17 protein-coding genes are annotated in these 15,473 nt (G+C 61.6%); 8 read left to right on the forward strand and 9 right to left on the reverse strand.

What is annotated here, in order from left to right; all coding sequences use genetic code 11:
• Window positions 1-34: 34 nt before the first annotated feature.
• The 7 genes from B2U07_RS15800 to B2U07_RS15830 form a co-directional block, all read right to left on the reverse strand.
• Window positions 35-925, reverse strand: a complete 891-nt coding sequence (locus tag B2U07_RS15800) for an alpha/beta hydrolase (RefSeq protein WP_203477135.1) — start codon at window positions 923-925, stop codon at window positions 35-37.
• A 194-nt stretch (window positions 926-1,119) separates the two neighbouring features.
• The gene (locus tag B2U07_RS15805) at window positions 1,120-2,358 is read right to left on the reverse strand and encodes a thiolase family protein (RefSeq protein ID WP_296277327.1); all 1,239 of its coding nucleotides are present in this window, start codon (window positions 2,356-2,358) and stop codon (window positions 1,120-1,122) included.
• A 97-nt stretch (window positions 2,359-2,455) separates the two neighbouring features.
• Entirely contained in the window at window positions 2,456-2,863 is a 408-nt protein-coding gene (locus B2U07_RS15810) for a hypothetical protein (RefSeq protein WP_203477139.1), read from the reverse strand.
• A 339-nt stretch (window positions 2,864-3,202) separates the two neighbouring features.
• On the reverse strand, window positions 3,203-4,771 hold the full coding sequence (locus tag B2U07_RS15815; protein WP_296277328.1) for an AMP-binding protein: 1,569 nt from the start codon (window positions 4,769-4,771) through the stop codon (window positions 3,203-3,205).
• Between the two features lie 60 nt (window positions 4,772-4,831).
• Window positions 4,832-5,305 (reverse strand): DUF5938 domain-containing protein, encoded by a 474-nt coding sequence (locus B2U07_RS15820; RefSeq protein ID WP_349681763.1) that lies wholly within the window; start codon window positions 5,303-5,305, stop codon window positions 4,832-4,834.
• On the reverse strand, window positions 5,302-8,331 hold the full coding sequence (locus tag B2U07_RS15825) for a Tn3 family transposase (protein WP_010799689.1): 3,030 nt from the start codon (window positions 8,329-8,331) through the stop codon (window positions 5,302-5,304). Before B2U07_RS15825 ends, B2U07_RS15820 begins: the two co-directional genes overlap by 4 nt.
• Window positions 8,315-8,917 carry a recombinase family protein gene (locus tag B2U07_RS15830; protein ID WP_010465829.1) on the reverse strand — a complete coding sequence of 201 codons (603 nt, stop codon included), beginning with the start codon at window positions 8,915-8,917 and terminating at the stop codon, window positions 8,315-8,317. Before B2U07_RS15830 ends, B2U07_RS15825 begins: the two co-directional genes overlap by 17 nt.
• 191 nt (window positions 8,918-9,108) lie before the next feature.
• Here B2U07_RS15830 and B2U07_RS15835 point away from each other — a divergent pair, with 191 nt between their 5' ends.
• The 7 genes from B2U07_RS15835 (at window position 9,109) to B2U07_RS15865 (ending at window position 12,264) form a co-directional block, all read left to right on the forward strand.
• The gene (locus B2U07_RS15835; RefSeq protein WP_203788600.1) at window positions 9,109-9,486 is read left to right on the forward strand and encodes a type II toxin-antitoxin system RelE/ParE family toxin; all 378 of its coding nucleotides are present in this window, start codon (window positions 9,109-9,111) and stop codon (window positions 9,484-9,486) included.
• Entirely contained in the window at window positions 9,467-9,802 is a 336-nt protein-coding gene (locus tag B2U07_RS15840; protein WP_203788597.1) for a helix-turn-helix domain-containing protein, read from the forward strand. Before B2U07_RS15835 ends, B2U07_RS15840 begins: the two co-directional genes overlap by 20 nt.
• A 14-nt stretch (window positions 9,803-9,816) precedes the next feature.
• Window positions 9,817-10,152, forward strand: a complete 336-nt coding sequence (locus tag B2U07_RS15845; protein WP_000741275.1) for a hypothetical protein — start codon at window positions 9,817-9,819, stop codon at window positions 10,150-10,152.
• A 23-nt stretch (window positions 10,153-10,175) separates the two neighbouring features.
• Window positions 10,176-10,502 (forward strand): hypothetical protein, encoded by a 327-nt coding sequence (locus tag B2U07_RS15850; RefSeq protein ID WP_000091614.1) that lies wholly within the window; start codon window positions 10,176-10,178, stop codon window positions 10,500-10,502.
• Window positions 10,499-10,879 carry a hypothetical protein gene (locus B2U07_RS15855; protein ID WP_001054412.1) on the forward strand — a complete coding sequence of 127 codons (381 nt, stop codon included), beginning with the start codon at window positions 10,499-10,501 and terminating at the stop codon, window positions 10,877-10,879. Before B2U07_RS15850 ends, B2U07_RS15855 begins: the two co-directional genes overlap by 4 nt.
• A gap of 156 nt (window positions 10,880-11,035) precedes the next feature.
• Complete coding sequence (locus B2U07_RS15860) at window positions 11,036-11,311, forward strand: DUF3391 domain-containing protein (RefSeq protein WP_267130131.1); 276 nt, start codon at window positions 11,036-11,038, stop codon at window positions 11,309-11,311.
• A gap of 83 nt (window positions 11,312-11,394) precedes the next feature.
• Window positions 11,395-12,264, forward strand: a complete 870-nt coding sequence (locus B2U07_RS15865) for an HD-GYP domain-containing protein (RefSeq protein ID WP_223198360.1) — start codon at window positions 11,395-11,397, stop codon at window positions 12,262-12,264.
• A 157-nt stretch (window positions 12,265-12,421) separates the two neighbouring features.
• Here B2U07_RS15865 and B2U07_RS15870 read toward each other — a convergent pair whose 3' ends face one another.
• Both B2U07_RS15870 and B2U07_RS15875 read right to left on the reverse strand, forming a co-directional pair.
• On the reverse strand, window positions 12,422-13,129 hold the full coding sequence (locus B2U07_RS15870) for a saccharopine dehydrogenase family protein (RefSeq protein ID WP_296277329.1): 708 nt from the start codon (window positions 13,127-13,129) through the stop codon (window positions 12,422-12,424).
• A 52-nt stretch (window positions 13,130-13,181) separates the two neighbouring features.
• On the reverse strand, window positions 13,182-14,462 hold the full coding sequence (locus B2U07_RS15875) for an acyl-CoA dehydrogenase family protein (protein WP_296277330.1): 1,281 nt from the start codon (window positions 14,460-14,462) through the stop codon (window positions 13,182-13,184).
• Between the two features lie 123 nt (window positions 14,463-14,585).
• On the opposite strand from B2U07_RS15875, the gene B2U07_RS15880 reads away from it, so the two are divergent.
• On the forward strand, window positions 14,586-15,467 hold the full coding sequence (locus B2U07_RS15880; RefSeq protein WP_296277331.1) for a helix-turn-helix domain-containing protein: 882 nt from the start codon (window positions 14,586-14,588) through the stop codon (window positions 15,465-15,467).
• Window positions 15,468-15,473 lie beyond the last annotated feature (6 nt).

A 15,473-nucleotide genomic window follows, 5' to 3' on the forward strand; every position in this document is an offset into this window, starting at 1 on the left:
TGGTCAACCTGTAGGCGAAGGGTAGGGATAACGGCTACGGGAACGGCACCTTCCGTTTGAGGAAGTCGAGTTGCCGGGCGCTGACCTGTTCGAAGGCTTCATCTAGGTAGATGGCAAAGTGGCCTTCTTGGCACAGATGTACTTCCCCATCCGGGGCTTGTCCGGCATAGCGCAGTGCCGGGCCAGCCGGGGCCACGCTATCGGTCCGGCATATGCAGAAGAGCGTTGGGCACTGAATTTTTGCGGTTTGCCTGCCTGGCGAGTAACGCAGAACCGACAGTGCTATGCGTGCCGCCACCTGGTTCTGAAAGGAACAGTGTTCCGGCTTCAGGGCGAGGTAGCCAGGTTCTGCATCTGCTGCGGTCAAGAGCGCTGCCGAATGCCTGGGTCCAACCAGCTTGACCATAACCGGTGCGGCGCCGAACATGGAACCGACCATATCTGCCAGCGCCAGCGCGCCCACCTTGAGCAGGCTCAAGGTGTCCATGGCCCGGCAGGCAGCGGGGCCGTCGGTAAAGGGACCTTGGACCATCGCGGCGGCGATAGCGGAGTCTGCGGCTGCCACTTCGAGGACATGCCCTCCACTAAAAGAGCTGCCCCACAGGATGACGCGCGTTGCATCCAGGCTGTCTAGGGTTCTGGCGTAAGCCACCGCAGAGCGCCAGTCCTGCAACTGGTGCGCGATATCCAACAGCTGTCGAGGTTGGCCTTCACTGGCGCCGAAATGTCGATAATCGAATACCAGGCAGGCATAGCCGGCCCTGCAGAATTTTTCGGCATAGGCATCCAGGCGCATCTCGCGAGTGCCGCCCAGGCCATGGGCCATGATTATGACGGGATGGGGCTCTTGCCGTTCCGGCTGATACAGCCAGGCTGCACAGTGCACTTCGCCGGACAGGAATAGGACATCGGTACGCTGGATCATCACGAGCTTCCCTCTTATGGGGGCGAAGTTATTGCGGGCGTCCCGGCATGCCGGACACGGATCTGCGGTTGCCCATTTTGATTAGGCTGCGGCTGCTCTCGCACAGACCGGCGCCAGGCTGCGTATCCCACGGTCGCGACTGGCCTCCATCGGCTCCTGCAGATTCTTCGGCGGCTGGCCCGGTTGGAGGGGGGTTATCTACTAAGGATGTGGATGGCCACTTCCGCCTCTTCGATTCCCTGCAGGCCACCGCCATTCTCCTGGATCGCATGCCGGGCGTCTTTAACCTGGCGCGCGCCGGCCTCACCGCGCAGCTGGGTGACAAGTTCGTACAGCTGGCCGATGCCCGTAGCGCCTAGTGGATGGCCTTTGGATTCCAAGCCGCCGGAGGTGTTGATGGGCAGGCGCCCGCCGAGGCTGAACTCGCCGCGCTCGGCGCATACGCCGCCCTGGCCGAGAGGCGCCAGGCCAAGGTTTTCCGCATGGATGATCTCGCCCATGGCCGATGCGTCATGCAGCTCGGCGACGTGCATGTCCTGTGGGCCGAGGCCCGCGATCTCGTAGGCCTGGAGGGCGGCGAGTCGACTGACATGCTTTTCCGGTTCGTCCAGGCGGCGGTTGCTGAAGCTGCGCAGGACGCTGGCGGATATTTTGATGCAGCGCTTCTTGTCGGCGCCGATTCGCTTCAGCCCTTCTTCCGTACACAGAATCGCGGCGGCGGCACCGTCGGAGAGCGGCGCGCACATGGGCAGGGTGATCGGGTAGGTGATTGGTGGGGCCGCCAGCACTTCGTCGATGCTGAACGGCTTGCGGAACTGCGAGTAGGGGTTGTGTACCGAGTGTTGGTGGTTTTTCGCACAGACCGCAGCGATCTGACGTTGAGTGGTGCCATAGGTGTGCATGTGCCAGCGGCACATGGCGGCGTAGATGGCCATGAACTTACTGTAGGGCTTGTCCGATTCGGAGCCGGCTGGCGGGGTGATACCCGCGCCCATCTTGACCAGGATCTGGTAGTTCTCCTCGGCGCGGGAAACATCCCAGCCAGCCTCAAACAGGGCAAAGGCCTTCATCTTGTCCGGGATGTTCATCTTCTCGGCGCCGATGGCCAGGACTACGTCAGTGGTGCCGGCTTTGAGGCACTGCACAGCTAGGTTGATCGCCGAGCTGCCGGAAGCGCAGGCGTTCTCGACGTTGACGATGGGGATCTGCTCGATGCCGAGCTTACTCAGCACCACTTGCCCGGGGATGGAAATCTGTCCCTGTAGGGGACCATTGGTCATGCCGGCGTAGTAGGCCGCGCCAAGATCCTGGGTGCTGCACCCGGCATCTTTCAGCGCACCGCGCAGGGCCTCACCGGCTAGGTCGTCCAGACTGCGTTCCAGGTGGCGACCGAACACGGTCATGGCGATACCAGCGATATAGATAGTGCTCATGAATGACTCCTGTGGATGGCTTGCTGGGCTGGTGTGTCGGTTACTGCGTGGGCATTTGACTTTTAGTGTCTGCCTTTTGCGGTCAGTGCGAAGCGAGTCAACTGGCGTTGCTCCCGCTGGCGGTTTGCAGGCTGCTGGTGTTGCGTAGATAGCGCCAGAACAGCAGAGCGAAGATCAAATCGCCGAAGGCCAGGATCGGAAAGTGCAGGCCGGTGTTGCCGCTGAGCCAGTGGCCAAGGATCACGCTGGCCACCAGCAACTTCAGGACAATACTGAGGCCGATGTAGGGGCGATAACGTACGGGATTCCGGGCGATGAGCCAGTAGGTAAAGCCGAACACCACGACCACGCCCATGGTTATGTGCATGAACAGTATGGCTGCCGGGTTGAGCGACAAGCCCAACAGGGCGGAGGCCGGGCCGGGGGCCAGCAAGAGGGGCAAGCCCGCTAGCAGACTGAAGAGTGCTGCGGAGATAAACAGTTTGCGGCTATGACGTTTGGACATCGGTTTTCTCCAGCGCTATCGCCCCGCCTTGTCCGTTAGACGAAGGCGGCTACGTGGGATTCTTGCTTCAGCAGTTGGACTTCACCCAGCTGCCAGCTTTGTCGAATCGACTCGACAGTGGTGCCGCCCTTGCAGCCCATCATGATCCTGGCCGACTCGAGCAGGTAAAGGGGGCATCGACAGCTTCTGATCATGCAACGCAGAGCGTAGTTCGGCGGCCAAACGGGAAGGCTTATGACGGCTGTTGCGGGTTTTGGGCATACCAGCGGAGTGATGTTTTGAGAGTCCGCAACGGTTCTGTAGGCAGAAAAAACCCGTGCCAGAGGGCACGGGGGACGCTCAAATCTTCCTGCCGCTTTCTTTCCAGTAATGCTCGCGAAGATCCTTCTTCAGCACCTTACCGACTGGGCTGCGGGGCAGGTTGTCGATAAAGTCGATTGTCTTAGGCGCCTTGACCGACCCCAGATTCTCCTTGCACAGGGCGATAAGGTCTTCGGTCGAGACACTCTGGCCCTCGTTCAGTTGAACCACGGCCTTGACCGCCTCGCCCCAAGTTGCGTCGGGCACGCCGATCACGGCGCAGTCCTGCACGGCTGGGTGGCCCCAGATAACCTGCTCGACCTCGCTGGGGTACACATTGAAGCCGCCGGAAATGATCATGTCCTTCTTGCGGTCAGTGATGTGCAGGCAGCCCTCGGCATCGATGTGGCCGATGTCGCCGGTGTGCAGCCAACCGTCGATGATGGTTTCCGCAGTCTTGTCCGGAGCCTTGTAGTAGCCTTTCATCAACAGGTCGCCACGCACGCAGATTTCGCCGCTCTCACCCTGTGCCAGGATCTGATTGTTGTCGCCCAGGATCTCGACCTGTATCAGCGGGTTGGGCCAGCCGACCGAGGACAGCCGTGTATCGTCGGCGATTTGCCCGTTGCGAAAATGCGCATCCGGTGGCAGGTAGGCGATGGAGCCTGGGCACTCAGTCTGGCCATAGCCGCCCATCATCACCGGTCCGATGACCTCGATGGCCTGCTTGAGCTTTTCCACCGACATTGGCGCGGCGCCATACATCAGGTACTTCAACGCGGAAAAATCGACCTTCTGCTTGAGATCCGGCACATCCAGCAGGCGGTAGATCACTGTCGGCGGCAGGAACAACTCGGTGACCCGGTGTCGACTGATGGCGCCCAGCAGCACGGCCGGATCAGGACTGGTGACGACCACCACGCAGCCGCCGCGGGCGGTGGCCGGTATCGATAGCAGGCCGGCGGTGTGGGTCATAGGCGCCGCGGCCAGGTTCACCGGCCGTTCCTCGGCGCCGTAGGGACAGCCGATCATGAAGTGGGCAAATAGGGTCTGCAGGCTGCGGTGGGTGTTCATCACCCCCTTGGGCATGCCGGTGGTGCCACCGGTCGACATCAGCGCCACCACATCGTCCATGTCCACCGCGAGGTTGGGCTTGCTCGCCGGCTGGCCGGCGATCCACTGCTGCAGCGTCAGGCTGCCGGTCACTTGCGGGGCGGCGCCGTCGATGCAGATCCAGTGGCGGACCTTCGGCAGGCGCGGCTGCAGATCGGCGATCACCTTGGCGAAGTACTCCTGGAAGAACAGCACTTCACAGTCGAAGGCATCCAGCACGTAGTGGTTTTCCTCGGTCGAGTTGCGCGCGCCGACCGGAATCCAGCTCATGTTGGCACGCCACAGGCCGAGGGTGCAGGTCCAGGCGGTGACGTCATTGGTGGCCCATACCGCGCCGTTGCTCTGCACTGGCAGACCGGATTCGAGCAGCGCGTTGGAGATGCGGCAGGACAGCTCGCCGACTTCGCTGAAGCTGAACTCCCGCTCGTCCTGGATATAGGCGGCGCCCCGGGGGTTGCTGCGCCAGCCGCGGTCGAAGAAATCGATGATGGCCATGTCGTAATCCTGAAAATAGACGTGGGTTCCAGGCACGGAAGCCACGCCAAAGGGTAGTAATTAGAGCTCACTGACGCTGGCGCGGGCCAGACCGCGCTGCTCGAGGAATCCAAGCAAGTAGCGGTGGCCGAATGCCTTGGAACCGGAGGCGAAGCCGACCTTGTTGGTCTCGCCGTCGAGCAATTTGATGGCGGCTGCGGTCTGCAGGGCGCCTGTGGAGATGTAGGGGGCAACGCCATGCACGGTGGCGCGTACGGCAGCCAGCTGGCCGCGTCCGATGGCAACGTCGACGCTGCGCTGAACGGTGGTGCGCTCACGTGGCGGCATGGTCGGCGTAGTCGACTCGACCAGGCTCTTGACCACGGCGTCCTGCTGTTCCTTGGGCATGTGCTTGTATTCGGCTTCCCACTTCTGGGCCAGGGTGTGGACCATCTGCATCACATTGTTGTCGTAGAAACCCACGCTGGAAATGCAGCTGCGTACCCGTGAGTCCTGCTCGGGGTTGTACGCCGGAATCCCAGAAATTTCCGTCAGCCCAGCTCCAGTCCCGCCACGAGCGCATCCAGGTCGATGAACTTGCCGTCAGTCTGGAAGGTGTAATGCCCGTTCAGCAGGATGTGCCGCCAGGCCGCTGGCGACATCTGCGTGATCAACGCCAGCGCCTTGGCATTGCCAGCTGCCTCGTACTTCGTCAGCAGCAGGGACAGGATCGCCGAGTTGTAGAAGATGATCGCGTTGCCGATCAGCCTGGCGCACTGGTTGCTGATCTCGATTTCGATGTCGGTGCGGCCGGTCAATTCCTTCTTCCCACCGACTTGGGCGATGGTCGAGCGTAGCTGGTGATAGGACTCAATGCGGTTCTGCGAGCGGTGAACATTACGCTCCAGTTGCGGGTCGCGCAGGTAGCGCAGTGTGTAGATACTGCGGATGAGCTTGTCGAACTCGAAGATTGCGCGCCGCGTCGGGTTCGGCGCCGTATAGGTGCACAGCTTGCGGATCAGCGTGCCCTGCGTCATTTCCTTCAGGCCCAGTGTGGCGACGATTCGGTCGATGTTCGCCTTCTCACCGACGATGAGTTGCCGGTCGATCTGGCCAGCCGGCCGGATCAGGCATTTCTCGTACAATGCCAGATCATCGGCGCAATACAGCTCTTGCAACTGGTCGTCGAGGTCGGTGAAGCGCGGCTCGAAACGAAGTCCGAACCAGTGCAGGATGGCGAAGTTGGCCTTGTTGATGCTGTGCATGTCGCCGGTGATCGCGCTCGGCACGATGTCCGACGTGTTGCGGTACCAGATGTCGAACACGTGGTGAGCCTCGTACTCGTGTGCGCCTATCAGGTAGCCGTTCAACGGCACGTGATTGCACAGCAGCGTGTAGGCGACGACGCCCTTGCCGCGGCCGAAATATTTGCGCGAGTAGCGCGCCTTCACAGTTGGTCGCTCGACGCCGAATTTCTGCCCATCAACGGCACCGTACAACGAATCGAGGTCGAACGAGTAATGCGGGAAGATCGGCAGTGCGGCGATGGCGTTGCTGATGCAATCGTTGGCCACATGTAGCGTCGCCTGGCGCAGGTACTGCTGGTAGGTACTCTCCAGGACGTGGTACGGGATGTCGCTGGTACGTGCCATAACCTGGTTGCCGTGGTTCATGGCTTGGGCAATGATCACCGCCATCAGACTGTCGGCGTCGGCTACCTTCTTCGCATAGCGTGGCTGCAATGGTGTCAGCGCCGACAGGAACTGGCACTGGCCGTTGACGAAGCGAAACACGTCGGCGACATCGCAGTATGGCAGTTGCTCGTAGAGAGCTTGCTCGCGCGCCTTCTGGTTCTCCCCCTTGGGCTTGCGCCAGGTCAGTCTCTGCGTGTCCTTGTCGTATTCCAGGTGCGTCAGCTTGCCCTGTTTCAGCTCGCGATTGAACGCCACCCATTGCGCACGCAACTCGGCCGCCAGTGCATCGAGCTGGGCACTGACCGGCTGCCGCAGGAAGGGGATGTCCATCTGCGCGAGCACAGCGGCTTTCTCGTCCATCGAAACCAACTCGTCGGACAAATGCCGGTGCTGCAAGCTGTCGTCAATGTAGAGCTCGCCCGCCTGGAAGCGTTTCCTGACCTGACGGTAAAGCCAGAATTCGTAACGATCGGCATGCAGGCCTGTCGGCGTGCCTTCGGCATCGAACATCAGCAGGTACGGACGCAAGCGTTTCGGCAGCGTTGCCGCCGGACATTCGTCGAGTGGCCGTTGTGATAGGCGCTGCTGCTTGGCGAACACGCTCTTGGCCCAAGTCAGCGCCGCGAGCCATGGGTTATCGGGGGCCGTGCCGGCGAAGTCGAGCGCGACGTACAGCGGCCGTAGATGGCGTCGAATGCGTTCGGCCAGGCCGTCCACCGCCTGCCAGTGCAGCGCCAGTTTGTTCAGTGGCTTGACGCTCATGCGCTGCGCCGTGTTTTGCAGCAATTCCCTGGACATGATTTTGTAGGCGCGTTGGCGCACCTCGCCGAACGGCGTCGGATCGGCCACGCTGTCGTCCACGTACAGCGACAGCAGGCGGCCAACCTGCGGCGTTTCCTGATGGCGTCGCAGCTGTTCGGCGACAAAGGACTGTTTCGCACCCGTGCGGCTCTCGTCCTCAAGTTTTTTCATGTGGAAGGCCATCGCGTCGACCAGGTTGTCGGTGAGCTGCCGGTAACGTACCCAGGCATAGCACAGCAGGTAGAGCCGGGTCTGCTCCGCCTTCAGGTGGCGCAGGTCATGGACGGTATAGAAGTTCGCCAGGCTCGCGTAGTACAGCAGGTTCTGCTGCGAGATGCCGAGCTTGGGCAGCAGCGCCTTGGCGATCCCGTGCAAGGACTTCAGCGTGGCGCGCTTCTCGCGCTCCCCTGCCATCTGACGCCAGCCAAAATCTTTAGCGTCCTGCTTGAGCGCTGCCAGTTGAGACAGGGTGTCGTCACGCACCAGGAGCTGGCCCAGCGCAGCTTTGGCCGATTCGTCCAACACTTCTGCCAGCAAGCCGCCCAAGCGCCTGCGTTCGGTGGACAGGGCTTCACTGACCAGCTCTTGTAAGGTGGTGTGGCCGGGCCGGATGATTTTGTGCTCGCTGAGCCAAACGATCAGTTCGGCGGCCACGAATCCTGGCATTACGTCGCGCCGCACGATCTGTTCAGCCTGCTGTGCCAGTTGCGGCAGGAAGCTAGCCGCCCACGACCGGTAGCCGAACAGTTCGGCGATCTGACCCCTCTGGCTGTAGTGCTCATGCTTGGTGATCGCCTTGCGTTCGAACGCTTCGCCGTGGAAATAGCGACTCAGCACGAAGGCGCAATCGTCCTCGACCTCATGCCAATCGAAGCGGAAGAAAGCATGCTTGGCCTTGAAGTAGCCGATCTGCAAGACGCAATAGACTTGGGCCTGCAGGCTAGGCCGGCTGCTGGCGAACGCCAGTTCAGATTCGGTCAACGCCAGGTATTCCAGCCGCTGAGCATCGTCGAAGTCCGGTAGGCCGTACAAGGCTTCCTGCTCTGCGTCAGAAAAGACGGTGAGTAGCTTATTCTTGTTGCTCATCGACCGTCCTTCCCGCACCACGCCAACCTGCTCGCGTCAATGTTTCGATCAACGTAGTGCGCTTGACATTGAAGTTGCGGCACACCGCCGCCTTAGACATGCCGCCATCGAGCGCGGCGACGATGGCGTCCAGCTTCTCACCAGTGATCGCCTGCGGCCGGCCGCCGATCCGGCCGCGTTTGCGTGCGGCGGCCAAGCCCGCGACGACGCGCTCCTGAATCAAGGCGCGCTCGTACTGCGCGAGCGCACCGAACACCTGGAACAGGAATTCGCCCGAGGGCGTCGTAGTGTCCAGGTTCTCTGTCAGCGAGCGGAACGCCACCCGCTTGTCCTTGAGCGAAGTCACAATGGCGAGCAGGTGCGACAGCGAGCGACCGAGCCGGTCGAGTTTCCACACCACCAGCACATCGCCGGCTCGAACGAACTCAAGCGCCCGCGCCAAGCCGGCACGGTCATCCTTCGCGCCAGAGGCACGATCCTCAAACAGGTGACGCGGATCGACGCCGGCGGCGAGCAGCGCGTCGCGCTGCAAGTCCGTGCTCTGGCGGTCGGAGTCCGACGACACGCGCATGTAGCCAACCAACATAGGCGGATAACCATCAAAAACAGGTTTCCGCATAATAGTGAATAGCGATAGAGTTTTCCGTACATTTTTGAGGGGGTGTTGCACAGGTAGCACAGCGGCGGCTGACAGCCTGTCGCAAAACAAATGTTTTACGACACCTCCTTGAGGTTGCCGCGTTTACATCATTACCTGAACAGGTATAAAATTCCGTCATGACAAACAAAGAAAAACCGCTCGAATGGATCGCGAGCAGCCACAAGGATTTGATGGCGTTGCCGTCCGACGTGCGTCGCCGTTTCGGTTACGCGCTCTCGTTGGCGCAGATAGGCGATCAGGATGACGCAGCAAAGGTGCTCAAGGGGTTCGGTGGTGCCGGCGTGCTGGAGGTCGTCGAAGACGATGCCGGCGGCACCTATCGAGCGGTATACACGGTCAAGTTTGCGGAAGCGATGTTCGTCCTGCACTGCTTCCAGAAGAAGAGCAAGAGCGGAATCGCCACGCCAAAGGCCGACATGGACATCATCCGCGCTCGGCTGAAGGTGGCCGAGGTATTGGCACAGGAGCTACGAAATGCAAAAAGGAATCATTGAAGGCGTCGAGGTTCAGCGCAGCTCGGGCAACGTCTTTGCCGACCTTGGACTGCCTGACGCTGAAAAGCTCAAGATCAAGACCGGCCTGGTGGTCGAGATCAGGAGGGCCATGCGCGCCCTTGGGCTGACTCAACAAGCGGCGGCCAAACGCATGGGCATCCCGCAACCGAAGGTGTCGGGCATGATGCGCGGCGACTTCACCAATCTATCCGAACGCAAGCTGATGGATTGTCTGAATCGCCTCGGCTACGACATCGAAATCAAGGTACGGCCAGCAGCCGAGCCGATCGGGCATCTAACGCTCGCAACCGCTTAATCGGAGCTCTCCTGATGGCAGCCCGCATCACCGACGACGAATGGGACGAACTGACTCCCGAGAATTTCGATACCACGGCACTGCTGCGTGCAGTCGATGCCGTGGACGTGCTGCGCGGCGATTTGAATGACAGCGCAGACGGCGCACCTCCGCAACTGCGCACCGACCTGTTGAAGCTGCATCAACTGGCAATGGCCGCGTTCAACGAGGGATCACGCAGCCGAGTGGCTGAGCTATTTGATCTCGCCGTGGATCTTCAGGATCAGGTTGATCATCTGATGACCTCGCTGGAACAAGTGCAAGAAACCCTGTCCCGGTTGACGGCGCTCTACCCAGAAAGCCTGTCCTGAATGTTCTTGGAGACAACCACATCATGAGCCGCAGCCGCCGCAAAACGCCCATCGTTGGGCACACGACCTGCCGTAGCGAGCGCGAGGACAAGAAACTCTGGCATCAGCGCTGGCGAACCCACGAGCGCACCGCGCTGGCCAGCGCGTCGCCGGAAGCTCTATGCGCCCATCTGCCTCTACTGGAAAACCAGGTCAGCAACGTCTGGTCGATGGGTAAGGATGGCCGCTCCTACTGGCCCATCAAGCGCCAGGCCGCCACGGCGGATCGCATTGCCAACCACAAGGGACGCAATCCGCAAGAGCGCGCCTCCCTGAAAAAGCGTCTGCTGCGCAAGTGGATGAGCAAATGAACCTGTCCACCATCGAGGCGCTGGCTATCGCTTGGGCGCGAATCGCTGAAGAAGCAGAACTCCCAGCCGGCTACGAGGGCACGGCGACGCCAGAGGCGCATCGGGCCTGCGAGGTGATCCAGGAGCGGATTCGAGAGCACGTCGTCGCCACCAATGACATGCGGCTGTTCGGCCTGCTGCACCTGCTTGGGCAGGCGTCGCTGCGCATGGAGCAAGCGCTGTGGCCGGAAGAATATGCGCGGATGACCCGCGAGGTCGAGGAAGCTCTCCGAGAGGCCGACGACCCCAACGCCAAGTCGTACACCCACGAAGAAGTCATGCAGGCGATGCAGGAACGCATCGACCGAGCGCGAGACAAAGCCATGTTGATCGGCTGACGGAAATTTCGGCGGTTCCGGCTGATCCAAGAATCTTGGCGTGACCTTACCTCCGCTCTACCGCTGGGTGCCAGCCTCGGCGCACGCCTAACCACCCAACTCAGAAAGGAAAATAAGTTGGTAAAACGCATTCCCGTATCCGAGCTTCGTCTCGGCATGTACATCCACAAGCTCGCCGGCTCTTGGGTTCGACACCCATTCTGGCGCGGCAGCTTCCTGCTGACCGAGCCTCAGGATCTCTCTGCCATTCGAGAATGTGGCGTCGGGGAGGTCTGGGTCGACTTGGCCAAAAGCCAAGTCGACCCAGAGAGCCCAGAGAGCCCAGAGAGCCCAGAGAGCCCAGAGAGCCCAGAGAGCCCAGAGAGCCCAGAGCCCAGAGCCCAGAGCCCAGAGAATTGTCGGAGGAGCAATCTCTGCCGTCTAGTCCACTAAGCAAGAAAAGTGACGGCGCAACCTCAATGGAGAGCGAAATGTGTTATGCACGGAAACTCTGTCTTGCGGCCAAGTCCCAAGTCATGGACATGTTCCAGGAAGCCCGGCTTGGCAAGGCCGTCGACCCAAGCACGACGTTGCCGCTGGTCGGAGAAATCGCTGCCTCGGTGCTGCGCCAACCTCATGCCCTCATCAGCGTCGCACGCATCAAAACGCACGACGATTACACCTACCTGCACTCGGTTGCCGTCTGCGCCCTGATGCTATCGCTGGCCCGGCATCTCGATCTAGACGAGGAGCAAACGCGCCTGGCTGGCATCGGCGGACTGATGCACGACCTAGGCAAGGCCGCGATGCCGCTGGAAGTGCTTAACAAACCAGGCAAGCTCACCGATGCCGAGTTCGCCATCATGAAGCGCCACCCTGTGGAGGGCGCAAAGATGCTGCGCGCAGGCGGGGCCGAGCCCGGGGTGGTGGACATTGCCCTGCACCATCACGAGAAGATCGACGGAACCGGCTACCCGGATCGCTTGGCCGGTGACGCCATTTCACTCCTGGCCCGCATGGGCGCAATCTGCGACGTCTATGATGCCGTGACGTCGGAGCGAGCCTACAAAAAGCCGTGGGACCCGTCCGCGGCGATGCGGCAGATGGCCAAGTGGGAGGGCCATTTCGACAAACGCATCTTCCACGCCTTCGTCAAGGCCGTGGGCATCTACCCCGTCGGCTCCTTGGTTCGCCTGTCCTCTCAGCGTCTGGCCGTTGTCGTTGAGCCGGGAATGGAATCACTGCTGACTCCCAAGGTTCGCGTGTTCTTCTCGCTACGCTCGAGAGAGCCGATCCCGATGCAGACCATCGACCTGGCGGCCACGAGTTGCAAGGACAGTATCACTGGCCCCGAAGACCCGACGCTCTGGAACTTCAAGAACCTCGACGACTTGTGGATGGAATAGCCCCCACAAAACGACGGCCCCGTGAGGGAGCCGTTGAACATCGTCGAGCGATGCCCGTCCAGGGAGGGATGGCCGAGCTCGATTCTCCAGAAGGTAGCTGGTGACACGAGTGTTGAGCCCACCCAACTAGGGTGACGGAAATTTCTGGGGTTCCGGCTTACATCCCCTGCTCGAAATAGACCGGCAGCGAGGTGCCGCTCCAGGGCAGGGAGAACACTGGCTGGATGAAGTTCGGGTCGACGATGTTGAACGCAGCGGTGACCTCATGCGCTTTCAGCTTGCCGTCCCAGAGGTAGCACTGCTCGGAGCGGAACAGCTCGAAGATGGACGCGGCCGATCCCACGCTGACGCCAGCGACATCGCGCGGGCCGCGGCACATGGCGGCGGTTTCCAGGGCATCGATGCCCTGGGTTTCCAGGGCCAGCTCGGCGGCGATTTCGGAGAAGCTGTACATGTAGGAAATGGACGGCGACACCAGCAGGCCAGCCTGGCGATACAGCTCGCCGAACTGCTCGCGCACTTGGCGGATGTAGCCCTGCTCGCCGGTGGTGTCGAGGTGGTGGCAGCCGGCCTTGAGCGCGGCCTCGACGGCGGTCAGGCCGAAATTGACGAACGGGCCGACGGTGTTGCACACCACTTTGGCGCCCTTGAAGGCGCTGACCAGGGCGTCGACGTTGTGTTCGGCCTCGATGATTTCATAGGTGGCGGATTCGAGACGTACCACCCGCTGGGCCATCATTTCCTGGGTGCGCTTGGCGTTGCGGGCCACGGCGGTGAAGGGGATGCCCTGGTCGATCAGCCAGTCTATGGTCAGCATGCCGGTGTAGCCGCTGGCGCCATAAACAACTACGGGGTACTTAGCCATTTCTCTTTCCTCTCTCTTGCTCTTGTTAGGTGGGGCCGTGGGGGACGGACACTCAGTTCTGTGTCCAGCCGTCCTCGAACAGCTGTTGTGCGAGGAAGCCGAGGCGGGTGGTCAGCATGTAGCTGTCGCCGTCCTCGATAAGTGCGGCGCGGGCATCGCGGAACAGTTTCTCCAGCGGGTATTCGCGGGTCAGGCCGTTGCCACCGAACAGTTGCAGGGCCTCGCTGACCACGTGCATGGCTTCCGTGGTTACGGTGACCTTGCCGGAGGCGGTGGCCCAGGGGTGGCCCTGTGGGCTGAGCCGGGCATAGGCCAGGGAGCGGCGTGCGACGGCCCGGCACAGCTCGACGCGGCGCAACATGTCGCCGATGCGGTGGCGGGTGAGCTGGTGATTGATCAGCAACTGGCCGCCCTGTTTGCGCTCATGGCAGTAGGCCAGGGCCAGTTCGAAGGCGGAACGGGCCACGCCAGTGAACATCTGTGACATGTGGGTGCCGGCGAACGACCAGGCCGAGGCGACATTTCCGTAATACTCGTCCTGCAGTGCGATGGCGAAGCGCTTGGGAATCCTGACGTTGTCGAAGTAGACCTCGCCCTGTGGCAGGGCGCGCTGGCCGATCTTTTCCAGCGGCTTGCCCTTGCTGACCCCAGGCAGATCCAGCGGCACGATCACGGTGACACCGTTGGGTCGGCCTTGGGCATCGTAGAAGCCGTCACCATAGTCGGCGGTCATGTAGGCCAGGGCCACCTGCGCCACCGCACCGTTGGACACCCAGGCCGAGCACTGGCCGTTGATGACGATCTCGTGCTCGCCGACCTTAGCGAACAGGTTGCCCTTGTTGCCCGGTTGGCCAGGCACCCATTCGCGCTGCAGGTCGAAGGCGCCGACGTCGGAACCCTTATCCGGATGGGTGATCATCCAGCAGCCGATCTTGCCGGCACACAGGTCGATCAGTTCCTGGTTGCCGACGGTCTTGGCCATCTCGCTCGGGAAGGCAGTCACGGTCAGGGACACCGCCAGGCCGGCATCGCCCCAGCCCATTTCCTCGCCGATCATCGACTCGACGCGCACGGCCGTTTCCGGCGGCAGTTCGGCCAGCAGATCGGAGTCCAGGCCAAGCTTGGCGGCTTCGCTGAACAGGCTGTAGTACGGCGAACCCGGGGCGATCACCTGCTCGGCGCTCATCTTGTCGAGTTCCTGGCCGAGGGGGCGCATGAAGTCCTTGGCAAAGCGATGCACGCTGTCCTGGATGCCGCGCTCGATCTCGCTCAGCGGCGTTTCAAAGCCGGTCATTGAAATGTCTGGCAGATTGATCCGATTGCTTAGTTTCATGGTGGGCCTCGTCATGCCGCTCGGTTTTCTTATGACCTGTACTCTAGGTGTCGATGCCAGTCGCGGCTTTCAACAAAGACCCGTATATTTGTCAAAAAAGACTCATCCACGGAGGACGCTTGCATGCCTGCACCGAGTTGGCTGAAGGTTCGTCGGGAACTGGGGCATAGCCCCATCGTCGAGGGCCGCATAGGCGGTTCGGCACCGCTTTATGTCGAGCGCTACCTGTATCAGACGGTAGAGCGCACCGTGTCCGGCAACGACATGACCAGCCTGGTCACCCAGTTTGGTGGCGGCCGTGTGCGGGAAGGGGAGATCGACCACTGGCGCAGCCTGAGTCTGCCAACCCAGTCGCAGCTGTTACCGGGCGGTGTACCCACGCACTGGTACTACGCTGGCACGGTGGATTTCGCCGTGTTCTATTTTCTCGATGGCGGCAGTAGCGCCATGCAGAGCCTGAACCGGCTGGCCGCTTCGCGCGATGAGCCGATTCCGTTCAGTGACCCGTTGGTCGGGGCACTGGCGCTGCAACTGGTCAATGAGCTGCAGAAGGGGCGCCTGGCCGATCAGGGGTTCATGGCGCAATTGGCCGAACTGATGCTCGAACAGACCTTTCGGCTGCTGACGACGGCCGGGACGCGCGGGATCAACCCGCGGCATGTGCATTTTGCGCGACTGCAGAGGGTGCTCAACCATATCCACGAGCATGTGGCCGAGGACTTGCGTACGGCGACGCTGGCCCGGCTCGCCGATGTCAGCCTGGCCCATTTCCGCCGCATCTTCGAAGACGCCATGGGCATGCCGCCGCACCGTTATATCCTCAGCGTGCGCCTCGAGCAGGCGCGCAAGCTGCTGACCCTGTCGCCGATGCCGATCGCGCAGGTCGCTCAGGAGTGTGGCTTCAGCAGCCAGAGCCATCTGACCGCCTGCTTTCGCGCGACCCATGCCGTGACCCCGGCCCACTATCGAATGGCGACAGGGGCCGAGCGACAATCCGGTAACTAGGCGGCC

Source organism: Pseudomonas sp. UBA7530 (assembly GCF_002479365.1).
Classification (GTDB): domain Bacteria; phylum Pseudomonadota; class Gammaproteobacteria; order Pseudomonadales; family Pseudomonadaceae; genus Aquipseudomonas.

Excerpts from the sequence above, each read along its gene's own strand:
- B2U07_RS15810 (WP_203477139.1), bottom strand. The coding sequence starts at position 2,863 with ATGTCCAAACGTCATAGCCGCAAACTGTTTATCTCCGCAGCACTCTTC.
- B2U07_RS15855 (WP_001054412.1), top strand. The coding sequence starts at position 10,499 with ATGAACCTGTCCACCATCGAGGCGCTGGCTATCGCTTGGGCGCGAATC.
- B2U07_RS15870 (WP_296277329.1), bottom strand. The coding sequence starts at position 13,129 with ATGGCTAAGTACCCCGTAGTTGTTTATGGCGCCAGCGGCTACACCGGC.
- B2U07_RS15805 (WP_296277327.1), bottom strand. The coding sequence starts at position 2,358 with ATGAGCACTATCTATATCGCTGGTATCGCCATGACCGTGTTCGGTCGC.
- B2U07_RS15800 (WP_203477135.1), bottom strand. The coding sequence starts at position 925 with ATGATCCAGCGTACCGATGTCCTATTCCTGTCCGGCGAAGTGCACTGT.
- B2U07_RS15865 (WP_223198360.1), top strand. The coding sequence starts at position 11,395 with ATGGACATGTTCCAGGAAGCCCGGCTTGGCAAGGCCGTCGACCCAAGC.
- B2U07_RS15840 (WP_203788597.1), top strand. The coding sequence starts at position 9,467 with ATGCAAAAAGGAATCATTGAAGGCGTCGAGGTTCAGCGCAGCTCGGGC.
- B2U07_RS15835 (WP_203788600.1), top strand. The coding sequence starts at position 9,109 with ATGACAAACAAAGAAAAACCGCTCGAATGGATCGCGAGCAGCCACAAG.
- B2U07_RS15880 (WP_296277331.1), top strand. The coding sequence starts at position 14,586 with ATGCCTGCACCGAGTTGGCTGAAGGTTCGTCGGGAACTGGGGCATAGC.
- B2U07_RS15845 (WP_000741275.1), top strand. The coding sequence starts at position 9,817 with ATGGCAGCCCGCATCACCGACGACGAATGGGACGAACTGACTCCCGAG.
- B2U07_RS15875 (WP_296277330.1), bottom strand. The coding sequence starts at position 14,462 with ATGAAACTAAGCAATCGGATCAATCTGCCAGACATTTCAATGACCGGC.
- B2U07_RS15825 (WP_010799689.1), bottom strand. The coding sequence starts at position 8,331 with ATGAGCAACAAGAATAAGCTACTCACCGTCTTTTCTGACGCAGAGCAG.
- B2U07_RS15860 (WP_267130131.1), top strand. The coding sequence starts at position 11,036 with ATGTACATCCACAAGCTCGCCGGCTCTTGGGTTCGACACCCATTCTGG.
- B2U07_RS15830 (WP_010465829.1), bottom strand. The coding sequence starts at position 8,917 with ATGTTGGTTGGCTACATGCGCGTGTCGTCGGACTCCGACCGCCAGAGC.
- B2U07_RS15815 (WP_296277328.1), bottom strand. The coding sequence starts at position 4,771 with ATGGCCATCATCGATTTCTTCGACCGCGGCTGGCGCAGCAACCCCCGG.
- B2U07_RS15850 (WP_000091614.1), top strand. The coding sequence starts at position 10,176 with ATGAGCCGCAGCCGCCGCAAAACGCCCATCGTTGGGCACACGACCTGC.